Below are 21119 nucleotides of genomic sequence, written 5' to 3' on the forward strand. Positions count from 1 at the left end.
TAAGGCTCTTAAACCATGGCAAAAGCAAAAAAAGAAACAAACACAGTTCAAGATTTTACAAAATACATTCGATGGTTTTGGGTGATATTTTTAGGAGGTATTCTCTCTATCGTTTTAGTGTTTTTATTAGCATCTTGGGGTGTTTTTGGCGAAATGCCAGATCACACCGTGTTAGAAAACCCTAAAACAAATTTAGCAACAGAAATTCTTTCTTCCGATGGGCAAACCCTAGGGAAGTTCTATTTTAATGATAACAGAACACCTGTTGGTTATAATGAGTTGCCACAATATTTGGTTAACGCATTAATAGCAACAGAAGATGCACGGTTTAAAGATCATTCTGGTATTGATGCCAAAGGAACTTTACGTGCTATATTGACGCTTGGTAGCGGTGGTGGAGCAAGTACTATTTCTCAGCAATTGGCAAAGCAATTATTTCATGGTGAAGGCTCTAAAAATATTGTAGAGCGTGTTTTGCAAAAAGTGAAAGAATGGATTATTGCTATTCGTTTAGAGCGCCAATACACCAAAGAAGAAATTATTGCACAATATTTCAATATTTACGATTTCTTAAATAATGCCGATGGTATTCGTAGTGCCTCACGTATTTATTTCGGTAAAGAACCTATAGAGTTGGATTTAAAAGAATCTGCGATGCTTGTTGGTATGTTTAAAAATTCATCTTTATTTAATCCAAGAAAACGAGTTGAGTTAACTAAAACCCGTAGAAATGTAGTGTTAGCTCAAATGGAGAAATACGATTTTATAGATGAAAAAGTAAAAGACTCTCTTCAAAAAACAGATTTAGATTTAAACTATTCTCCAGAGTCGCACCGTGAAGGTATCGCTACTTACTTTAGAGGATATTTAGATGGTTTTATGAAAGATTGGATTAAAGAAAACCCTAAGCCAGACGGAACAAAATATAATTTATATAACGACGGTTTAAAAATTTATACAACCATCGATTCTCGTATGCAAAAACACGCTGAAGATGCTGTGCAACAACATATGCCAAGACTTCAAGCTGAGTTTTTTAATCAGAATAACATTAAAAAAAATCCTACAGCTCCGTTTTTAGATCTTAATAAAAATGAGGTTGCTTCGCTATTAAGGCGAGGAATGAAACAGTCTGAACGTTGGAGGCATCTTAAATACGATTTAAAAAAATCGGATAAAGAAATTGAAGCTTCATTTAATGAACCTGCAGAAATGACTGTTTTTGCATGGGAAGATGGTAGAGCGTCAGAAATAGATACTATCATGAAACCTATAGACTCCATGCGTTATTATAAATCATTTTTGCGTACAGGTATGATGTCTATGGATCCGCAAACAGGCCATGTAAAAGCTTGGGTTGGTGGTATGAATTACCGTCACTTTCAATATGATATGGTAAACCAAGGGAAGCGTCAAATTGGATCTACATTTAAACCTTTCGTTTATACAGCGGCTATGGATCAGTTGCATTTATCACCTTGTGATGAGTTGCCAGATACACCATTTTGTATCGAAGCCAATAAATACGGAAACCCAGAAGAATGGTGTCCTAAAAACTCAGGTGGTGAGTATGGTGGTACACGTTCTTTGAAGAATGCATTAGCTAATTCGGTTAATACCATTACAGCGCGATTAATTGATAAAGTAGGACCACAAACGGTTATAGATTTAGTTAGAAAATTAGGAATCGATTCTGATATTCCTGCTGTGCCTTCTATTGCTTTAGGAACACCAGATATTAGTGTTTACGAAATGGTTGGTGCTTATTCTACTTTTGCAAACCAAGGGGTTTATACCAAACCAGTTATGGTAACAACAATTGCCGATAAGAACGGAACTATTTTATATCAATTTAAACCAGAAACACGGGATGTTTTAAGTGAAGAAACCGCTTATGTTACCGTAAAACTTATGGAAGGTGTAACACAATCTGGTTCTGGTGCACGTTTAAGAGGTAAAGGAAGAGATTCTTATAGAAGTGATTATAGAAAAGTAATTACAGGATATCCATATGAGTTTACAAACCCAATTGCAGGTAAAACCGGTACTACACAAAACCAAAGTGATGGTTGGTTTATGGGTATGGTTCCAAACTTAGTAACTGGTGTTTGGGTTGGAGGCGAAGATAGAGCTGTCCATTTTCCTGGTATTACTTACGGGCAAGGTGCAGCAATGGCTCTACCAATTTGGGGTGTTTACATGAAGAACTGTTATGCCGACAAGCATTTAGAAATTTCTAAAGATGCTTTTACAAAACCTAAAAATTTATCTATTAATGTAGATTGTTCTAAGGTTGATAGCGATTCTGATAGTAATCAAGATGATAATACACCTGAAGATTTAGATTTTTAAATCTTAAGAACTTAATGTAATGTATTAAAAACCATTCTGAAAAGGATGGTTTTTTTTGGTTTAGTTCGTAGCTAATTTGTTAAGTCTTGAATAGGTTTCTTTTCAATAAATTTTTCCGTGTAAACGATACCCATAAATTATTGGAGATGAAAGATTTTATGGTTCAATTCTATTTAACTAAAACGTTGATAATATTATTTGTTTAAATTTTAATATTCTTTTGAATTATTCGTAAATTTAAGCAGCTTTAAATGATGTTTTTATAAAAACATGAAGCTTAATTCTAAAACGGATTCATAATGATAAATAAAAAAGTAGCTAATGTTGATGCCGCGCTAAATGGTGTAAAAGACAATATGACCTTTATGTTAGGCGGATTTGGACTGAGTGGCATTCCCGAAAATGCTATAGCTAAGTTAGTAAAGCTTGGAGTTCATGGTTTAACCTGTATTTCTAATAATGCAGGTGTTGATGATTTTGGGTTGGGTTTACTACTTCAAAAAAAACAGATTAAAAAAATGATATCTTCTTATGTTGGCGAAAATGATGAATTTGAACGCCAAATGCTTTCTGGAGAACTCGATGTTGAACTTATTCCGCAAGGTACATTAGCTGAAAGATGTCGTGCTGCTCAAGCCGGATTCCCTGCTATTTACACACCTGCAGGTTATGGAACCGAAGTATCCGAAGGTAAAGAAACGAGAGAATTCGATGGTAAAATGTATGTGTTAGAACATGCGTTTAAAGCCGATTTTGCTTTTGTTAAGGCCTGGAAAGGCGATGCCGCTGGTAATTTAATTTTTAAAGGAACAGCTCGAAATTTTAATCCGGTAATGTGTGGTGCTGCAAAAATAACTGTTGCTGAGGTTGAAGAGTTGGTACCACTAGGGGAGTTAGATCCTAATCAAATTCATATTCCTGGTATTTTTGTACAGCGTATTTTTCAAGGAGAACGCTATGAGAAACGAATTGAGCAACGCACAGTAAGATCGCGCGGTTAAATTTGATTATCCTTTTAGATAAAGTTTAAAATTAAGAATCCAATTAAGAGGTTTTCGCTTTCGCGGAACTAATAAAGACACAAAATCATGTTAGATAAAATAGGTATAGCAAAGCGCATTGCAAAGGAAGTTCAGGATGGTTATTACGTTAATTTAGGAATTGGCATTCCAACGTTGGTAGCAAATTATGTTAGAGAAGATATAGAGGTCGAATTTCAAAGTGAAAATGGTGTTTTAGGCATGGGGCCTTTCCCTTTTGAGGGAGAAGAAGATGCCGATGTTATAAATGCAGGAAAACAGACTATAACAGCGTTACCTGGTGCTAGTTTTTTCGATTCGGCTTTAAGTTTCTCAATGATTCGAGGTCAGCATGTCGATTTAACTATTCTAGGTGCTATGGAAGTGGCGGAAAATGGGGACATTGCAAACTGGAAAATCCCAGGACGCATGGTTAAAGGTATGGGAGGTGCTATGGATTTGGTAGCAAGTGCCGAAAATATTATCGTCGCCATGATGCACACTAACAAAAAAGGCGAATCTAAACTTCTCAAAAAATGTACGTTACCATTAACAGGTGTTGGGTGTGTAAAGAGAATTGTAACCAACCTTGCGGTGTTAGAAGTTACTGCGGTTGGGTTTAAACTTTTAGAACGCGCTCCAGGTGTTTCGGTAGATGATATAAAAAACGCAACAGAGGGCACTTTAATTATTGATGGAGATATACCAGAGATGCAATTTTAATAAGCTGTTTTTAGTTGTTTGTGGGGCTGAACTGAGTTAAATGTTAAAATTTAATGTATTTCAACGATAATATGTGTTTTTAAACCGATTTATTCAAAGAAAAGAATATCTTTACAGGGAACAAAGAAACCAAGTTTAATTATAGATTTCCCCCAAATCTACCATAATCTAACCCTTATGAATTTTGCACCAAATCTACCTGAACAACCTACATTTAAAACAAGTAAATTTCAAGAATCTGTACAAGGAAACTTGCAATTTTTAAAAGGCCTACTTTACTTGACCAAGAAAATTTTCATGCTATAACTTCCCCAAGTTATAGCGTGAATCTATTTCACAATTCTTATTAAATCCCTTTCGGAATAGCTTCAATAAGCTTTTTTGTATAATCCTTTTTAGGAGTTTTGTAGATAGTATCGGCGTCGTCCAATTCTTCAATTTTACCTTTATTCATAACCAATAATTGGTCGCTCATATATTTTACAACAGCCAAATCGTGTGAAATAAAGATATAAGTAAAACCGAAATCTTTTTTTAGCTCATTTAATAGGTTTAAAACTTGTGCTTGTACTGATATGTCAAGTGCAGAAACAGACTCGTCGCAAACAATAAGTTTGGGCTGTAAAGCAATGGTACGCGCAATACCAATACGTTGGCGCTGCCCGCCAGAAAATTCGTGAGGATATCTATTAAAATAATCTTCCGATAAGCCAACACGGTTTAAAATATCAATAACTTTTTCTTTCCTTTCTTTAGTAGAGTTGAATAGTCCATGGACTTTCATAGGTTCCATAATGGCTTCTCCAACAGGCATTCTTGGATTTAATGAGGAGTAAGGATCTTGGAATATAATTTGAATATCTTTTCTAAGTTTTCTAGTTTCAGTTTTATCTAATTTGGTAATATCAATGCCGTTATACAAAATTTGACCTGCCGTAGCTTTATCTAGTTGCAAGATGGCGTTACCAAGTGTAGATTTCCCGCAGCCAGATTCACCTACTAATCCTAATGTTTCACCAGGATATAATTTGAAACTAACATTATTTACAGCCTTGAAGGAGGTGGCCTTTTTAAAGAATCCGGCACTAGATAAATATTCCTTTTCAACATTAATAACTTCTAATAACGGTGTTTGTCTATAAATTTTTTCATGATTTACTTGCCTGTCATGGTCGGTTACAATTTCGGTAGAGGTTGTGTCTTCCAAAAAATCTTTTATAGTTGGTAAGGTTTTTAGGCGTGTATCTAATGATGGACGCGAGTTAATTAATGCTTTGGTGTAATTGTGTTTTGGGCTTTTAAATATAGTTTTAACCAAGCCTTCTTCAACTAAGTTTCCTCTAAACATAACCAAAACATGGTTCGCTATTTCGGAGATTAAAGCCAAATCGTGAGTAATGAAAATAATACTCATTTTGGTTTCAGCCTGTAGTTCTTTCAGAAGCTTTATTATATCTTTTTGTACTGTAACATCTAGTGCTGTTGTAGGTTCGTCGGCAATTAAAACATCGGGTTTACATGCAATAGCCATCGCAATCATAACGCGTTGTTTTTGGCCTCCAGATATTTCATGTGGATATTTGGTGTAGGTTCGTTTTACGTCGGGTAGCTTTACTTTTTCGAATAAAGATAATGTTTCGTTTTCGGCTTCTTTTTTAGATAAATTGGTGTGCTGTAAAAGAATTTCTTGTACTTGCTTGCCACAGGTCATAGACGGATTTAAAGAACTCATGGGTTCTTGAAAAATCATGGCTATTTGTTTCCCTCTTATATTTTGAAATGCTTTGGGTGATAGTTTGGTTAAATCTTCATTATTAAAGAGAATGCTTCCTGAGGTGATTTTAGAAATTTTCTTCGGAAGTAAACCTAAAATGGCTAATGAGGATACCGATTTTCCTGAACCCGATTCGCCTACAATACCTAGGATTTCATTTTCCTTAAGGTTGAAAGATATGTTATGGATGACTTCATTGCCATTAAATGCAATGGATAAATCGGTTACGCTAAGTATGTTTTTCTTCATTAAATATGAATAATTTCGTCGTTTTTTAAAATGGCATCACCTCGTAAGCGTAAAAATACCTGTGCTACGGCAATGGTATCTTTTTCGCAATAGGTTACAATTCTATCAATTTCTTTGTCTTCGTAAAATACACGATAAACCTCGCTGCCATCAATATCATCTTTTGGAGACGGAATCCCTAATACGCTGGTTAATAGTTTTAACGAGGTATAGGTTTTATAATCGCCAAATTTCCATAGTTCTAGCGTGTCTAGATGTGGTACTTCCCAAGGTTTTTTGCCAAATAAATTTAATTTTTGTGGTATTTCAATATCGTTTATAATCATGCGTCTAGCAATAAACGGAAAATCGAATTCTTTACCATTGTGACCGCAAAGTAAGTGTTTTGCTTGATTAAAATGTGTGTTTAATAAGGTTTTAAAATCAGTTAAAAGTTTAACTTCTTCTCCATGGAAAGAAGTTGTTCTAAAACTTCGAGACTCATCCGTGATTTTAAAATAACCTACCGAAATACAAACTATTTTACCAAACTCTGCCCAAATTCCGGCATGGTTATAAAATTCTTCGGCGGTTTCATCTTCTTTGCGCTGGTATTTCGATTTGTGTTCCCAAAGCGCTTGTTTTGTTTCGTCTAAATCAGAGAAATATTGTGTTTCCGGAACGGTTTCGATATCCAGAAATAAAATGTTTTCTAAGTTAAGTTTACGTATCATTTTTCTAGCATTTTATAGGCTTCGTTTATATACACAGAAATATCATCGGTAAACGTAGCCACTGTTTTTATTGGCCCTTTAGAGTGACCTAGCCTTACTATAATAACATTATCGTTCGGTTCTACAATAACGTATTGCCCTAAGTGGCCACGCATCATAAAAAAGTGTTTATCTTTTATTGTTCTTAGCCACCAACCGTAACCATATTCCGGACTGTTTTTAAAGCGTGGTTTAATTGATTTTGCCACAAATGTGGAGTCTAAAATTTGTTTGCCGTTCCACTTTCCGTGGTCTTTATAAAGTTTACCAAAGCGCGCAAAATCTTTAGCATTACTCGCTATGCAGCAATAGGCTTTTACTAAATCGTAAGTTTCGCTGTCTACTTGCCATAGGGTTGAGTTTTCAGAGTTTAGAGGTTTCCAAAAACTTTCGGTTAAATAATTATAGAGTTTTTTGCCTGTAGCTTTTTCTATCACCATGGCTAACATTTGCGTGTCTCCACTAGCGTATTTAAAATACTGACCAGGAGTATCTACAACCTTTAGACTGTTTGTTACTTTCGCTAGGTCGTCATCAAAATAAGCACGTGTTGTAATAGATAGAGGCGAGTAGTAGGCTTCGTCCCAATTAGTGCCAGAAGCCATACTAGATAAATCTCCAACCGTCATGGTTTTGGCTAATCCGTCGCAAAATTCAGGTAAAAAATCACAAACTGGTTGATCTAAATTTTTTATATAATCTTCTTTTATTGCTTTACCTAAAAGTCCCGACACATAGCTTTTTGCCATAGAAAAGGAATTGGATTGTGAATTTGCGTTAAAACCGTCGTAGTAATTTTCGAACCAAATACTATCGTTTTTAATAATCACGTAGGCAATGGTTCCGTTTTGTGAATTGATTTTAGATAGTGTTTCGGTTTCTTTTACAGAATTATAATCTGTATGGTTTGGCCAAGGGATAGGTGTGTCCGTTTCAACCACTCTGTTATCTAGTTCTTTATAATCTTCTAAGAAAGCTGTGGTATGCCCTTTTAGATATATGGTTCTAACGGCTTTTATTAAGTAATCTGTATCGGTGATATAAAGCACAGCAATAAGTAGAACGATTATTATGGCGAGCCATTTAATAAGTTTTTTAAGGAATGTCATTTATTTGGTTTAGTATAGAAACTAAAGATAATAAAATTCTATTCTAATAAAAAAGAAGGTTTGTTTTAAGCGGGAGAATTCGTTTTGCGTTTTCGTTTATTTTTGTAAAATACTTTATCGGCAATGTAAATAGTTTTTGATAATTCGGCGATAATAGTGCCGTTTTTATCAACGATTTTTGGGGTTTTTACTAAGTTAAATTCACCGTTTTTAGAAACTTCAGTTTTAATAAGATTTAAATCTTCTTCGGAAAAAATAAATTCTGAAAACACTGTTTCTTTTGCAGGACGTTTAAAGTTTATGGTGGCGCTTTTATCCCAAACTACATAGTTGTCTCCAAGAATATTCATGAGTTGAATCATGTAAATCGGGTCGGTTGCCGAAAATAGACTACCGCCAAAAATAGTGCCTACAAAATTTCGATTTTTAATACTTAGCGGGATTTTAATTTTAACGTACATTAAATCTTCCGAAACCGTAACTAATCGACCTGTTGATCTTCTGTACATTGGTGACCAGTTGAACCCGTATTTATAAATTTGAGCATTGGTAAAAAAGCGTTTTGCAATCTTGGTTATGGTTCTGTACATTCTAAAAAAGCGATTGTTGTTTGTATGGGCTCTCGTGTTCTATGAGCCATTTTTTTCTGTGAAGTCCGCCTGCGTAACCTGTTAAGCTACCGTTACTTCCAATAACACGATGGCATGGTACAATAATCCAAAGCGGATTTTTACCGTTAGCATTGGCAACTGCTCTAATGGCTTTTACATCTCCTAATTCTTTAGTAAGGTCTAGGTATGATGTGGTTTTACCATACGGAATTTGCTCTAAGGCATCCCAAACACGCTTTTGAAAATCTGTTCCTTGCGCGTTTAGTTTTAAACTAAACTCTGTACGTATGCCTTCAAAATATTCTTGAAGTTGTGTTGCACATTCTTCTAATTCTATAGGTATAATATCGGTTTCTTTTTCTTCAGAATTTAAAACCGTTACTTGAGTAATACCATCTACATCACCAACTATTTTGGTGAAACCCAAAGGAGATTTGATGATGCAGGTTTCCATTAGTTTTCAGGATTTTCTTCCTCAAAAATACCAAGTTTTTTAGCTCGTGCTTCCCAACTTTTTCTGGCCATGGATTGTAAATCAGATACGTTATCACTCTCGTCCATAATCTCTAAACCTAAAAGCGTTTCAATAACATCTTCCATAGTAACCAAACCACTAACAGATCCGTACTCATCGACCACTAAAGCCATATGGTTTCTAGTTTCTACAAGTTGTTCAAAAAGTTTTGGTATCGGTAAATTACGGTCTACAATAATTATATTTCTGGTAAGTTCAGATAGTTTTTTTGTGCCGTTTCCTAGAGCCATTTCTTTAAAGACTTCATCTTTTAAAACTAAGCCTGTAATGTTATCAGGGTTCTCAGAAAAAATAGGGATTCTAGAAAAACGCAAGTTTAAGTTTCTGTTAAAAAACTCTTCTACTGTAGCATTTTGATCTTCAGCAAGCATAACCGTTCTTGGGGTCATTACGTTTTTAGCAAAGACCTCTTTAAAGGTTAATAAATTCTTTATTATTTTACTTTCATTTTCTTGAAAAACACCTTCTTCTTGAGCCATATCGGCCATTACTAAAAAGCCTTCGCGACTTAAAACACTACCGTGACCTTTACCGCCAATAAGTTTAGTAGTAAGTTGTAGTAACCATAAAATCCCAGTCCATTTTAATGGGAAAATTAAAACAACTAAAGCTTTAGAAGTGAAGTTAGCAATTTGTTTCCAGTATGTAGCGCCAATAGTTTTCGGGATAATTTCCGAAGCAACCAAAATTAAAAACGTCATTATTGCAGATACTACACCAACTGTGTTAATGCCCCAAAATTCTATTTTGTATGGTAAACTTTCTGCTTGGATACCTACCATCATAGCACCTAAAGTATGTGCAATAGTGTTTAAGGTTAAAATAGCAATTAAAGGTTTGTCTACATCTTTTTTTAAAGTCTCTAATGTTAATGCGTAATCTTTACCCTCTTGTTTTTTAACATTTATAAAGGTTGGCGTTACACTCAGTAAAACAGCTTCGAGTATAGAACATAAAAATGAAAAGAAAATAGATACGGTTGCCCAAAGGATTAATGCGGTCATTAATAATGATTTTGTTAAATGCTAATTTACAAAATCAAATCAATTTAAAGATGAAATAATACAAGTACCATAAGAATATTATAAAAGCACCCTATATGGCGTATAAAAAATAAAAAAATCGCCAACCTAAATATTAAATTATCTAAGTTGGCGATTTGTGAAGTTATATGTTTTTGAAACTAACCGTTTAATATTTTAACGACATCTTTAGCAAAGTAACTTGCTATAATATCGGCACCAGCACGTTTAAAAGCCATAGTGGTTTCCATCATAACTTCGTCGTGATTTAACCAGCCTTTTTCAGCGGCCGCTTTTATCATAGCATATTCGCCAGAAACTTGATAAACAGCCACAGGTACGTCTACTTCATTTTTAATATCTCTTAAAATATCAAGATAAGATAAGCCTGGTTTTACCATAACAATATCCGATCCTTCATCAATATCCATTAGGGTTTCGCGTATAGCTTCTATTCTATTTCCGCAATCCATTTGGTAGGTTTTTTTGTCTTTTGGTACATCAACCAAATCTACAGGAGCAGAGTCTAGAGCATCACGAAAAGGCCCGTAAAAAGCCGAGGCGTATTTTGCTGAATAACTCATAATTCCCGTATTTTTAAAGCCTTCGTTTTCTAATAATTGACGGATTTGTAAGGTTCTGCCATCATTCATGTCACTAGGCGCTACAAAATCGGCACCTGCTTGTGCATGTGTTAAAGCCATTTGCGATAATACAGCAGTCGACTCGTCGTTTACTATCATACCATTCTGCACAATACCATCATGCCCAAAAGAAGAATAAGGGTCTAGTGCAACATCTGTCATCACTAACATATCCGGACAAACGTTTTTTATAGTTTTAATGGCGCGTTGCATTAATCCGTTCGGGTTTAAAGCTTCAGTGCCTTTATTATCTTTTAAATGATCTGGTACTTTTACAAAAAGTAAAACCGATTTTAGTCCAAGGCTCCAAAGTTCTTTTATTTCACCTTCTAATAAATCTAAGCTATACCTAAAATAGTTTGGCATCGATGCTATTTCATCTTTAATACCTTTCCCTTCAACCACAAAAAGTGGTACTAAAAAGTCGTTTGGAGTTATTACAGTTTCACGAACTAAACTACGAATAGCTTCATTAGTTCTCAATCTTCTATTTCTTCGTAATGGATACATAGTTTTTATTACTTTTATCGAATACAAAGTTAATAATTTAAACCCTTTTTATCTTGCTCGAATCGTTTCGATTTTTAGAATTTAACTTTCCTTGGCGAAGTTATCAGGCTAATTTGTTAAAACACTTCAATACTCATATTGAGGACAATCATTTTCATGTTATTGCACCTCCAGGATCTGGGAAAACCATTCTAGGCATTGAAATTATTAGAAAGTTAAACAAGAAAACCTTGGTTTTAGCACCAACTTTAACCATTAGAAATCAATGGGAGAGCCGCTTACAAACCTTTTTTACTAAGGGTGAAAATTTTAAGTCTTTCTCTTTCGATTTAAAAGCACCCAAAGATATTACCTTTTCTACCTATCAATCGTTACATGCTTTTTACAAAACCTTTGAAGATAAAAATGATTATTACGCCTTTTTTAAAAAGCATAATATTCAAACTTTGGTTTTAGATGAAGCACATCACTTAAAAAATGCATGGTGGACTTGCTTAATAGATTTAAAAGAAAATATTCCGTTTCATTTAGTAGCCTTAACTGCTACGCCTCCTTATGATAGTGATAGAACGGAAGTTGCTAAATACTTTAAGCTTTGTGGAGAAATAGACGATGAAATTGCAGTGCCAGATTTAGTTCGTGAAACCGATTTATGTCCGCATCAAGATTTTGTTTACTTTTCTAAACCTGAAGATTTAGAGATTAATTTTATAGTTGAATACAGAGAAAAAATAGCAACGTTTAAAGATGAATTAATAGAAGATGAAACTTTTATATCTTTTCTGAAAGCTCATCGTTTTTATAAAAGCCCGAAGTATCATTTAGAAGCTATTTATAGCAATACTGAATATTTTTCGGCGATTCTTATTTTTTTAAATGCCTGCGGAATTAGTATTGAAAAGGAGAAACTTGAATTTCTTGGTTTTGAGGGTGATGAGACGATTCATTTTCCAGAGCTACAATTAGAATGGTTGGGTGTTTTATTTCAGAATTTATTAGTGTCCGATCGAGAGCTTTTGATAGATCACGAGGTGTATTTGATGAGATTGGAAAAGAAACTCCGCCAATTAGATGTGTTTAGAAAAAGAAGAGTAGATTTTATTGGTGAAAATTTGCTGTATAAATCACTCTCAAACAGCCCGAGTAAATTAAAAAGTATTGTTGATATTGTAAAGGCTGAACGCGAAAATTTAAAAGAAGATTTGCGTTGCGTTATTTTAACTGATTACATTCGGAAGGAATTTTTAAACACGCAAAAAGAACTTATAAATAGTATTGGTGTTATGCCAATATTTCAATTTATAAGAAGTAGCTGCTCGCATAAAGAAGACCTAGCGGTGCTTTCAGGAAGCTTAGTTATTGTGCATAAAAATGTGTTTAAGGCTTTTGATAAGATTGAAAGTTGTGATGATTTTTCCTTTTCCTCTTTAGAAATTGATACGGATTTTTTAGTGGTTTCATCTAAAATTAAAACAAAAAATAGCATTGTTAGTATTATCACAAAGCTTTTTGAAGATGGAGATATTAAAGTTCTGGTGGGTACAAAATCGTTGCTTGGTGAAGGCTGGGATGCACCTTCTATCAATAGTTTAATTTTAGCTTCCTTTATTGGTTCGTTTGTTTCATCTAATCAAATGCGTGGTCGTGCTATTAGAAAAGATGCCGATAAGCCAGATAAAACCGGAAATATTTGGCATCTAGCTTGTGTAGATGTTACAGATGCAAGTGGTGGTCGAGATGTAGAGGTTTTAAAAAGACGTTTTGATGCTTTTGTTGGTGTTACTAATAATGATATTCCTTTTATTTCTAATGGTATTGATCGTTTAAATTTTCCTGAGCATTTTTTAGAAGAAGATATTGATGTTTTAAATGAAGTGACTTTAAAACGTGCAAAAGATAGAGGTGAAACAACCAAAAAATGGGAAGACTCTATTGGTAAAGGAACAAGATTAACCAAAGATGTGAGGCTGTTTTATATAGGTGATAAACCTTTTGCTAGACAGCGACAATTATATTACTTTGATGCTATTCGCTTTTTTGTAGTCGAGTTAATGCTTGCTATTTCTGTGTTTTATGTCGAGTTTATTTTAAGAGGTATAAACCTTGTTGTGCAACGTGGTGTGTTGTACTTTATTTATGCCTTTCTAGCTGCTTTTTTATTTTCGTTTGGACTTAAATTATATCGTGCCATAACGCTTTATGTAAAACATGGGTACCTGTATAAAAAGATACAAAATATGGGACTTTCCATATTGGATACTATGGTTGAGTTGAATTATATAACAACGAATAAAGAGGCGTTAATTGTAACATCTAGTCTTGTAAATAAAGGAGATGTATCGTGCAGTTTACTTGGCGGAAATGCTTATGAAAGTGCTGTATTCTCTAAAGCGTTAAGCGAAATTATAAACCCGATAAACTCACCAAGATATCTTATAATTAAAAGTAGTTTCTTTAGAAAACGACTAGATATTGAAAATTTCTACCCGGTTCCTGAGATCTTCGGAGATAAAAAAGCGAAGGCCTTAGTTTTTCAAAAACATTGGAACACGCATATTGGTAAAAGTAAATTGTTTTACACAAGGCATAAGGAAGGTCGAAGATTACTGTTAAAAGCTAGATTGGCGCATGTGCATAATGCTTTTAAGAAAGTATCAAAAGAGGTGATGGTTTGGAAGTAATTAAGTTAAAAAAACTTAATCTAAATTTCTTATAAATTTATCGACATTAATATAGACATCATCTTCACCTTGCTGATCGAAAGGATTTTCTAAATGCGATTGTATATTGTCTAGAGCAACTAAAATTACACTGAACATAATAGGTACAGCAAACTCCAAGCCATAGTTATAACTTGTTACGTTGTGAGCAAAATGTGGTCCGTAAATAATTGGTAAAAGCACAATGAAAATATCACTGTAGGTACGCAGTGTTCTTGGTGTTCTGTATTGGTAAATATGCTTGATACGCTCGAATGAAATCATCATTTTGCTTAAAAACTGATTAGAACGTGATGCTTCTCCCGAAGGTAAGCCGTGTGCACGCATACTTTTTATAAATTTAGATAGATCTTCAAAACTGCTGTAAACTCCTTTTTCGTTTTCTTCTAGTTGTTCTTTAGGGTGGCTAAAAACGTGTTTACAAGAGTTTAAAAGGTTTCTTAGGTTTTCTTTTAATTCATCTTTAAGTTCTTGAGGAGGATTTTCTACCCAATCTGAAACTGCGAAAAATAACGCGCGACCATGAGCTTTTATTGAGCCATATTCATCTAAAGCAACTTCACGACGTTTATAAGCACCACCAATAGAAAAAACAATTGGGAACACAATAGCAGTACCAATTAAGGTTAATGGGAAATCTGCCTTAATTTCAAAATGTAAACAAAACGCTGTGGAAGCAATGGATAAACCCGTAATCAAGAGTGTTTTAAAATTAATGATTAAAAACACGCGTTGAAATATTTTACTCATAATGTAATGTGTTTTCTATTTACTTAGTCCTAAATACGACCAAAGATTGTTTTCTCGTACAAAAGCCGATTTTTCGTGTATCACATCTACTTTTCCGTTTTCGAAAAAATATGCGTTAAATGTAACCGTACCTTTAGCATCGTTTTCTTGTCCTTCGGAAGTTTCTAGAACTTCTAATTTTATCCATTTTACAGATTTCGCCCAGTTTACTATCGCTTTTTTTTCTTTTATTGGGCGTGTAGATGTATGATGCGTAGCCATTAAATAATCGCCATTGGCTAAAACAAAAGCACTGTAGCGCGAGCGCATAAGTTGTTCTGCTGTTTTAGCTTCGGCAATATTATGGTGCGCTTTTTGGCAACAATCAGTATAAGGTTTTAAATTTCCGCAGTGGCAATTCATGGTAAAAGCATCAATATTTTAAACCCAATCTATAGGGTTTTGTAATACGTTTATTAATTTTTCTTCCTCACTGCCTGCTTCTGGATGGTGATCGTAAACCCATTGCACATGCGGAGGTAAGCTCATTAAAATACTTTCTATGCGCCCGTTGGTTTTTAATCCAAAAAGGGTGCCTTTATCATGTACTAAATTGAATTCTACATAGCGTCCACGACGAATTTCTTGCCAAGTGCGTTGTGCTTCGGTATATGGTAAATCTTTACGTTTTTCAACAATAGGCACATAAGCTTCTAAAAAACTATCGCCAACTTCGGTTACAAAATTGTACCAGTTTTCCATGCTCATGGTTTCGGTTTCTTTACAGTAATCGAAAAATAGACCCCCTAATCCACGACCTTCATTTCGATGTGCATTGTAGAAATACTCATCGCAACGAGCTTTGTATTTAGGATAAAATTCTGGGTTGTGTTTATCGCAGGCTGTTTTACATGTTTGATGAAAATGTTTAGCATCTTCTTCAAATAAATAATAAGGCGTTAAATCTTGTCCGCCACCAAACCAGCTACCTACGATCTCTCCACTTTTATCATACATTTCAAAATAGCGCCAATTAGCATGCACGGTTGGTGCCATTGGGTTCGTAGGGTGAAGTACTAAGCTTAAGCCACAGGCAAAAAAATCGACATCGCCAACTTTAAAATAGTCTTGCATAGACTTTGGCAACTTGCCGTTTACCCCAGAAATATTTACCCCTCCTTTTTCGAAAACATTACCGTTTTCTATTACTCGCGTGCGTCCGCCACCACCTTCTGGGCGTTTCCAAATATCTTCTTGAAAGGTTGCTTTGCCATCAATTGCTTCTAGTTTAGAGGTGATATTGTCTTGAAGGTTTTGAATATATTGGTAGAATTTGTTTTTCATTTTAAATTATTCCATTTCATAATACAACTCATAAAGTTCCATGTCTAATGGGCTTTCGTTTGGAGGTGTATGTTCGTTTTTTAATGTTTTTATCCAAGTGAAGCTATTATTTATCGCTACAGCCACACTGGCATGATTGTCTTTATGTACTATAATTTGAAGCGTCTTTAAACCTAAAGATTCAAAAGCATAATCGGATAATATTCCAACGGCTTTAGTGGTTATTCCTTTGCCCTCAAATTGGTAGCCAATGCAGTAAGCAAATTCGGCTTGTTTGGTTGTCCAGTCGAGTTCTTTTAGATAAACTAGGCCTGCCACATCGTTCGATGCTTTTTCTTTTATGGTGAATAAAAACTCCTTTTTTAGTTGAAATTGCTTCACTTTTTTATCGGTGAAATTTTGTGCTAAATCTGGTGTTAAATTCTGTTGTAATGTTTTAGGAAAGTACCGTTTTAAACGGTCGTCATTAGCAGCTATAAAATTACATAATGGCCAAGCATCTGTTGCTTTTATAGCATTAATGGTGAGGTTGTTAAAACTAAGCGTTACCATGTGTTGTATTGTTTTTTAATTCTAATGCATTAACTGTTTTTACAGTAGCTGCAGTTACCGATAAAGGTAGCACTAAAATAACACCAATAATTGGAATTAGTAAAAATAGAATAAAAACAATACCATTACCAATGGCTAAGCCACGGTTTTTACGTACAAATTGAACACTTTGTTTGTATTTGAAATGGCGCTCTAAGGTGTAATCCATATTACCAAAACCGGCATAGTAAGCTTGTAAAAGGAATAGGAGTATGGCTGAAAATATATTTACAACAGGTATGAATTTTAAAATAAGTAGCGGAATAGTTAATAGAAGTTCCATTAATAAATTTCGTCCATTTATTTTTATACCACGCATTAATTGTTCTAAAAACGACGTGTCTCGATGAGAATGTGGAGCGTTGCCTGTTAGGTGTGCTTCAATTTTTTCTGAAACGGGACTCATAAATGGCGCAGATAAAGCCATTATAATGTGTTTAAATAGTATTAAACCTATTACTAGAATAACAAGCCCACCAATAAAAGTGCTGATAGAGGTGAAGGTTTCTTTCCCCCAATCCCAGATCCAAATTTTAGAAATGAAATTACCAACATTATCGGATAGCCCATAGGCTGAGCCGAATATAATGGTTGCTGTTACCACGCTAATAAGCATAGGTACTGCAAAGAATTTCCAGAGTTTGAGTTTTGATATTAAGCTGAAAGCACCGAAGTATGCTTTTATTCCTGAAATTATATTTTTAATCATGACGTTTATCTTGCGTTAGCGATTGAACGGTCTGTTTAAGCTCCCCGACCTTTTCGGGAGGGAGCGAGTAGTAAAAGCGCGACCTACTTTTTTTACAGCTATATGTATGCTGTTTAGATAGAATGTTACTAAAAAAAAGTAGGTAACGCCCAAAAAACTTTAAACTTTATATTCTTTCACTGCATCGATAAATGCGCGTGCATTTTCAATTGGGATATTTGGTAAAATACCATGCCCTAGGTTTACAATGTATTTGTCTTTGCCAAATTCGTTAATCATTTGGTGAACCATTTTCTTAATTTCTGCTGGTGGCGAAAATAGGCGTGTTGGATCGAAATTACCTTGAAGTGTAATATTGCCTCCTGTTAAATAACGTGCATTTCTAGCCGAGCACGTCCAGTCTACACCTAAAGCGGCAGCACCAGAATTGGCCATTTCGTTTAGGGCAAACCAACATCCTTTACCGAAAGCGATAACTGGAGTTTCGTCTTTTAAAGCATCGATAATTTGTTGGATATATTGCCAAGAAAACTCTTGGTAATCTACTGGAGAAAGCATGCCTCCCCAAGAATCGAAAACTTGTACAGCGTTAACACCGGCTTTTACTTTTTCTTTTAAATAAGCGATGGTGGTGTCTGTAATTTTTTGCAATAAATTATGTGCTGCAACTGGGTTTGTAAAACAAAACTCCTTAGCTTTATCGAAGTTTTTACTGCCTTGGCCTTGTACGCAATAGCATAAAATAGTCCATGGAGATCCGGCAAAACCTATTAAAGGAATGTCGTCGTTTAGTTTTTCTTTTGTTGCTTTTATTGCTTGGTAAACATAGTCTAGAGCTACAGTAACATCTGGCACTATAACGTTGTCTACATCTTTTTGTGAACGAATTGGGTTTGGTAAATATGGACCGAAATTGGGTTTCATTTGTACCTCGATGTTCATGGCTTGTGGTATTACCAAAATATCACTAAATAAAATGGCAGCATCCATACCAAAACGGCGAATGGGTTGTAAGGTAATTTCACTCGCTAATTCTGGAGTTTGGCAACGTGTAAAAAAATCGTATTTTGCTTTAATTTCCATGAATTCTGGTAAATATCTACCGGCTTGGCGCATCATCCAAACTGGTGGACGCTCTACGGTTTCACCTTTTAATGCTCGTAAAAATAAATCGTTCTTTATCATGTTATATGTTTTTATTTCTTAAATCGTATTCTTCTTGTCCAATACAGTAATTTTCGATGTCTTTGTTATTACCATAAACCACTAAAACATCGTTTTCGAGTACTAAGGTTTCCGAAGTAACACGACCAATACTTTCTTTTATTATTTGTTTTTTTCCTAAAAGACTATGCTTTTCTCTTTCTCTAATTATGGTAATTAATGTAAGCTGAAATTTGTTTGTTGTATCTAACTCTTTTAATGTTTTTCCGAAGAATGCTTTTTTTGCTTTTACTTCCGAAATGGTGAAATTATTATCTAATTGATAGTTTTCTAAGGTAGATTTAAAGTTTATTTGTTTGGTTAATCTATTTGCCGAATCTTGCTCCGGATGAATAATGCTATGCACACCCATGGCTTCTAAAACGGTATCGTGAATAGGGGAAAGGGCACGACTAATAATTTTTACATCGGATAATTTTTTTACAATGGCCGTTGTAATTATTGCAGCGCCTTCGTTTTCACCAATGGCTACCACAACCTTATCTGCATCTTTTAAAGGTACAGCGTTATAGGCAAGCTCGTTTGTTGAGTCCATACAAATGGCATGAGAAACTTGATCTTTGAGCAGGTTAATTTTCTCCATTTGTTTGTCTATGGCAATAACTTCGTTGCCTGTTTCGGTAAGGCTTATTGCTAAGGCATGTCCGAAATTACCAAGTCCGATAACGATTATTTTCATTTTTAAAATTATTTATTTTTGAGTAACTATTAGTTAATCAAAATATTCTCTTTTGGATACTCGTAAAATTGATGGTTTATTTGACGTAATAAACCAATCATTAAGTTGAGCATACCTATACGACCAATAAACATGACTAAAATAATAACATATTTACTAGGTTCTGTTAAAGTTGGTGTAAAATTTAAACTTAGACCAACGGTGCTGTAAGCTGAAAAACACTCGAAAGCCACCGTTAATAAAGGTGTGCCTTTAGGTTCGAATATCAATAATGCCATTATAGAAAAACCAATAACGATAAGCGAGATACATAAAATAGCAAAGGCTCGGGATGTAGACTCTGATGAGATTCGTTTTCCAAAAATTTCAATACGGCTTTTTCCTCTAGCCACTGCAAATATATTTAATGTTGCCAATGCAAAGGTACTTGTTTTTATACCACCCCCGGTTGATGCTGGTGAAGCTCCAATCCACATTAAAAAGATAACGAACAATAATGATGGTATAGTCATTTTACTGTAATCTATAACATTAAAGCCTGCTGTTCTCGGGCTTACTGAGCTAAATGCTGCATTGGTTAGTTTACCAATTATTGTGTTGTGCTCTACCATGGTGTTATTGTATTCTGTTATAAAGAAAACAACCCAACCCACAAATAGTAAAATAGATGTGGTATAAATTACAATTTTGGTATTTAAAGTAATTATAGGCACACGTTTATGTATGGCTTTTTTTTGAAACAGTTCTAAAAAAGAAATTTTCACTTTTTTATAGAAGTTGAAAATAATATTGTGTCCTAGACCGCCAAAGATAATAAGCATCATAATAATCCATTGGAACCCATAATTAAAACGAATGCTTTCTTCAAACAATCCTGATGGTAAAATAGAAAAACCTGCATTACAAAAAGCCGATATAGAATGGAATACGGAAAAGAAAAATTTATCTTTTATAACCTCATTGTCAAGAACAGAAAAATATATAAATACCATACCTACGAGTTCTAGCGCGACGGTGAATGTTACAACGTTTAGTGCAGCTCTAAAGACGTCTTTTAATCCTTCTTGAGCAATAAAATCTTTAGTGTTCAAGCCTTCTTTGAATGATGAGCTTCCTCTGAAAAAAAACGCGAAAAAAGAAGTGAACGTTAATATACCTAAACCACCTAATTGGATTAAAACAAGTATTATAGATTGCCCAATAATAGTGAAATCTTGACTTGTATCTAGTACTGCCAAACCGGTTACGCATACAGAGCTTGTTGCTGTAAAAAGTGCATTTGTAAAGCTTATGCCGTTTGTTGTGGCACTTGGTAGCATTAATAAAAAAGCACCTAAAATAGCTAGTATAAAAAAACTGCCAACAAAAACAATAGCCGGATTAAAGTATACGGCATATATGTAACGTACAAACACAAGTAGCCTTAGTAGAAAGTATAAAACAAGCCCAAGTTCGAGTATGGGTTTTATTTTTTGTAAAACAAAATGATAATCGTTACTACTGTGTATCAACCAAACCACCAAAGAACTTAAAAGTAAAATGGAGATAATTGCTATGTTAACTATGGCTACACGCTTGTTGTTTTTGTACTTGTAAATAAAAAGTTTTACCGTATTAAATGCTAGTAATAAAAGCGATAGCGTAAGTAAGCCGAATACATGTGGCGATGTGTAATTATCGGCATGATCGTAACCAAAATCAAAAACAATAAAAAATAATACGATTATATCGAAAAAGCGATACACGTAATTTAATAATGATTGTTTTTTTAATTTAGGCATTTTAAATGTACTGGTTTAAAAGTAAACCTGTTTTTAAAATAA

The 21119-nt window shown here is 34.4% G+C and carries 19 protein-coding genes; 4 read left to right on the forward strand and 15 right to left on the reverse strand.

Translation table 11 applies throughout. From position 1 onward, the window contains the following. Positions 1 to 15: 15 nt before the first annotated feature. The 3 genes from BM246_RS13820 to BM246_RS13830 all read left to right on the forward strand — a co-directional run bounded on the left by BM246_RS13820 (position 16) and on the right by BM246_RS13830 (position 4094). On the forward strand, positions 16 to 2352 hold the full coding sequence (locus BM246_RS13820) for a penicillin-binding protein 1A (protein ID WP_074938705.1): 2337 nt from the start codon (positions 16 to 18) through the stop codon (positions 2350 to 2352). Between the two features lie 299 nt (positions 2353 to 2651). Next, positions 2652 to 3353: a CoA transferase subunit A gene (locus BM246_RS13825; RefSeq protein WP_074938707.1), complete on the forward strand. Its 702-nt coding sequence runs from the start codon at positions 2652 to 2654 to the stop codon at positions 3351 to 3353. Between the two features lie 87 nt (positions 3354 to 3440). Further along, positions 3441 to 4094, forward strand: coding sequence for a 3-oxoacid CoA-transferase subunit B (locus BM246_RS13830; RefSeq protein ID WP_042504437.1), 654 nt, complete (start codon positions 3441 to 3443; stop codon positions 4092 to 4094). A gap of 346 nt (positions 4095 to 4440) precedes the next feature. On the opposite strand, the gene BM246_RS13835 is transcribed toward BM246_RS13830, so the two are convergent. The 7 genes from BM246_RS13835 to hemB form a co-directional block, all read right to left on the reverse strand. Further along, a complete protein-coding gene (locus BM246_RS13835; protein WP_074938709.1) occupies positions 4441 to 6117 on the reverse strand; it encodes an ABC transporter ATP-binding protein in 1677 nt (558 codons plus the stop codon). Further along, complete coding sequence (locus tag BM246_RS13840; protein ID WP_074938712.1) at positions 6117 to 6830, reverse strand: 3'-5' exonuclease; 714 nt, start codon at positions 6828 to 6830, stop codon at positions 6117 to 6119. Before BM246_RS13840 ends, BM246_RS13835 begins: the two co-directional genes overlap by 1 nt. Further along, positions 6827 to 7978: a serine hydrolase domain-containing protein gene (locus BM246_RS13845; protein ID WP_074938714.1), complete on the reverse strand. Its 1152-nt coding sequence runs from the start codon at positions 7976 to 7978 to the stop codon at positions 6827 to 6829. The genes BM246_RS13840 and BM246_RS13845 overlap by 4 nt, the downstream gene beginning before the upstream one ends. Positions 7979 to 8043: 65 nt before the next feature. Continuing rightward, positions 8044 to 8487: a DUF4442 domain-containing protein gene (locus BM246_RS13850; RefSeq protein WP_317042984.1), complete on the reverse strand. Its 444-nt coding sequence runs from the start codon at positions 8485 to 8487 to the stop codon at positions 8044 to 8046. 82 nt (positions 8488 to 8569) lie between these two features. Further along, on the reverse strand, positions 8570 to 9043 hold the full coding sequence (locus BM246_RS13855; RefSeq protein ID WP_074938718.1) for a methylated-DNA--[protein]-cysteine S-methyltransferase: 474 nt from the start codon (positions 9041 to 9043) through the stop codon (positions 8570 to 8572). Continuing rightward, positions 9043 to 10128, reverse strand: a complete 1086-nt coding sequence (locus tag BM246_RS13860; RefSeq protein ID WP_074938720.1) for a CNNM domain-containing protein — start codon at positions 10126 to 10128, stop codon at positions 9043 to 9045. Before BM246_RS13860 ends, BM246_RS13855 begins: the two co-directional genes overlap by 1 nt. Before the next feature lie 179 nt (positions 10129 to 10307). Then, on the reverse strand, positions 10308 to 11300 hold the full coding sequence (hemB, locus tag BM246_RS13865) for a porphobilinogen synthase (RefSeq protein WP_042504425.1): 993 nt from the start codon (positions 11298 to 11300) through the stop codon (positions 10308 to 10310). Positions 11301 to 11353: 53 nt separating this feature from the next. Here hemB and BM246_RS13870 point away from each other — a divergent pair, with 53 nt between their 5' ends. Beyond that, entirely contained in the window at positions 11354 to 13981 is a 2628-nt protein-coding gene (locus tag BM246_RS13870; protein WP_074938722.1) for a DEAD/DEAH box helicase family protein, read from the forward strand. 15 nt (positions 13982 to 13996) lie between these two features. Here BM246_RS13870 and BM246_RS13875 read toward each other — a convergent pair whose 3' ends face one another. The 8 genes from BM246_RS13875 to BM246_RS13910 all read right to left on the reverse strand — a co-directional run bounded on the left by BM246_RS13875 (position 13997) and on the right by BM246_RS13910 (position 21077). Further along, positions 13997 to 14770, reverse strand: a complete 774-nt coding sequence (locus tag BM246_RS13875; RefSeq protein WP_042496884.1) for a hypothetical protein — start codon at positions 14768 to 14770, stop codon at positions 13997 to 13999. A 15-nt stretch (positions 14771 to 14785) separates the two neighbouring features. Beyond that, entirely contained in the window at positions 14786 to 15172 is a 387-nt protein-coding gene (locus BM246_RS13880; protein ID WP_042496887.1) for a YchJ family protein, read from the reverse strand. An 18-nt stretch (positions 15173 to 15190) separates the two neighbouring features. Beyond that, a complete protein-coding gene (hemF, locus tag BM246_RS13885; RefSeq protein ID WP_074938724.1) occupies positions 15191 to 16093 on the reverse strand; it encodes an oxygen-dependent coproporphyrinogen oxidase in 903 nt (300 codons plus the stop codon). Between the two features lie 6 nt (positions 16094 to 16099). Then, positions 16100 to 16645 carry a GNAT family N-acetyltransferase gene (locus BM246_RS13890; RefSeq protein ID WP_074938727.1) on the reverse strand — a complete coding sequence of 182 codons (546 nt, stop codon included), beginning with the start codon at positions 16643 to 16645 and terminating at the stop codon, positions 16100 to 16102. Further along, positions 16632 to 17393: an EI24 domain-containing protein gene (locus BM246_RS13895; RefSeq protein ID WP_074938729.1), complete on the reverse strand. Its 762-nt coding sequence runs from the start codon at positions 17391 to 17393 to the stop codon at positions 16632 to 16634. The genes BM246_RS13890 and BM246_RS13895 overlap by 14 nt, the downstream gene beginning before the upstream one ends. Positions 17394 to 17552: 159 nt before the next feature. Then, a complete protein-coding gene (hemE, locus tag BM246_RS13900; RefSeq protein ID WP_074938733.1) occupies positions 17553 to 18578 on the reverse strand; it encodes a uroporphyrinogen decarboxylase in 1026 nt (341 codons plus the stop codon). Between the two features lies 1 nt (position 18579). Then, positions 18580 to 19296, reverse strand: coding sequence for a potassium channel family protein (locus tag BM246_RS13905; RefSeq protein ID WP_042496899.1), 717 nt, complete (start codon positions 19294 to 19296; stop codon positions 18580 to 18582). Positions 19297 to 19325: 29 nt separating this feature from the next. Next, positions 19326 to 21077, reverse strand: coding sequence for a TrkH family potassium uptake protein (locus BM246_RS13910; protein WP_074938735.1), 1752 nt, complete (start codon positions 21075 to 21077; stop codon positions 19326 to 19328). Positions 21078 to 21119 lie beyond the last annotated feature (42 nt).

It is taken from the genome of Algibacter lectus, from assembly GCF_900112395.1.
GTDB lineage: Bacteria > Bacteroidota > Bacteroidia > Flavobacteriales > Flavobacteriaceae > Algibacter > Algibacter lectus.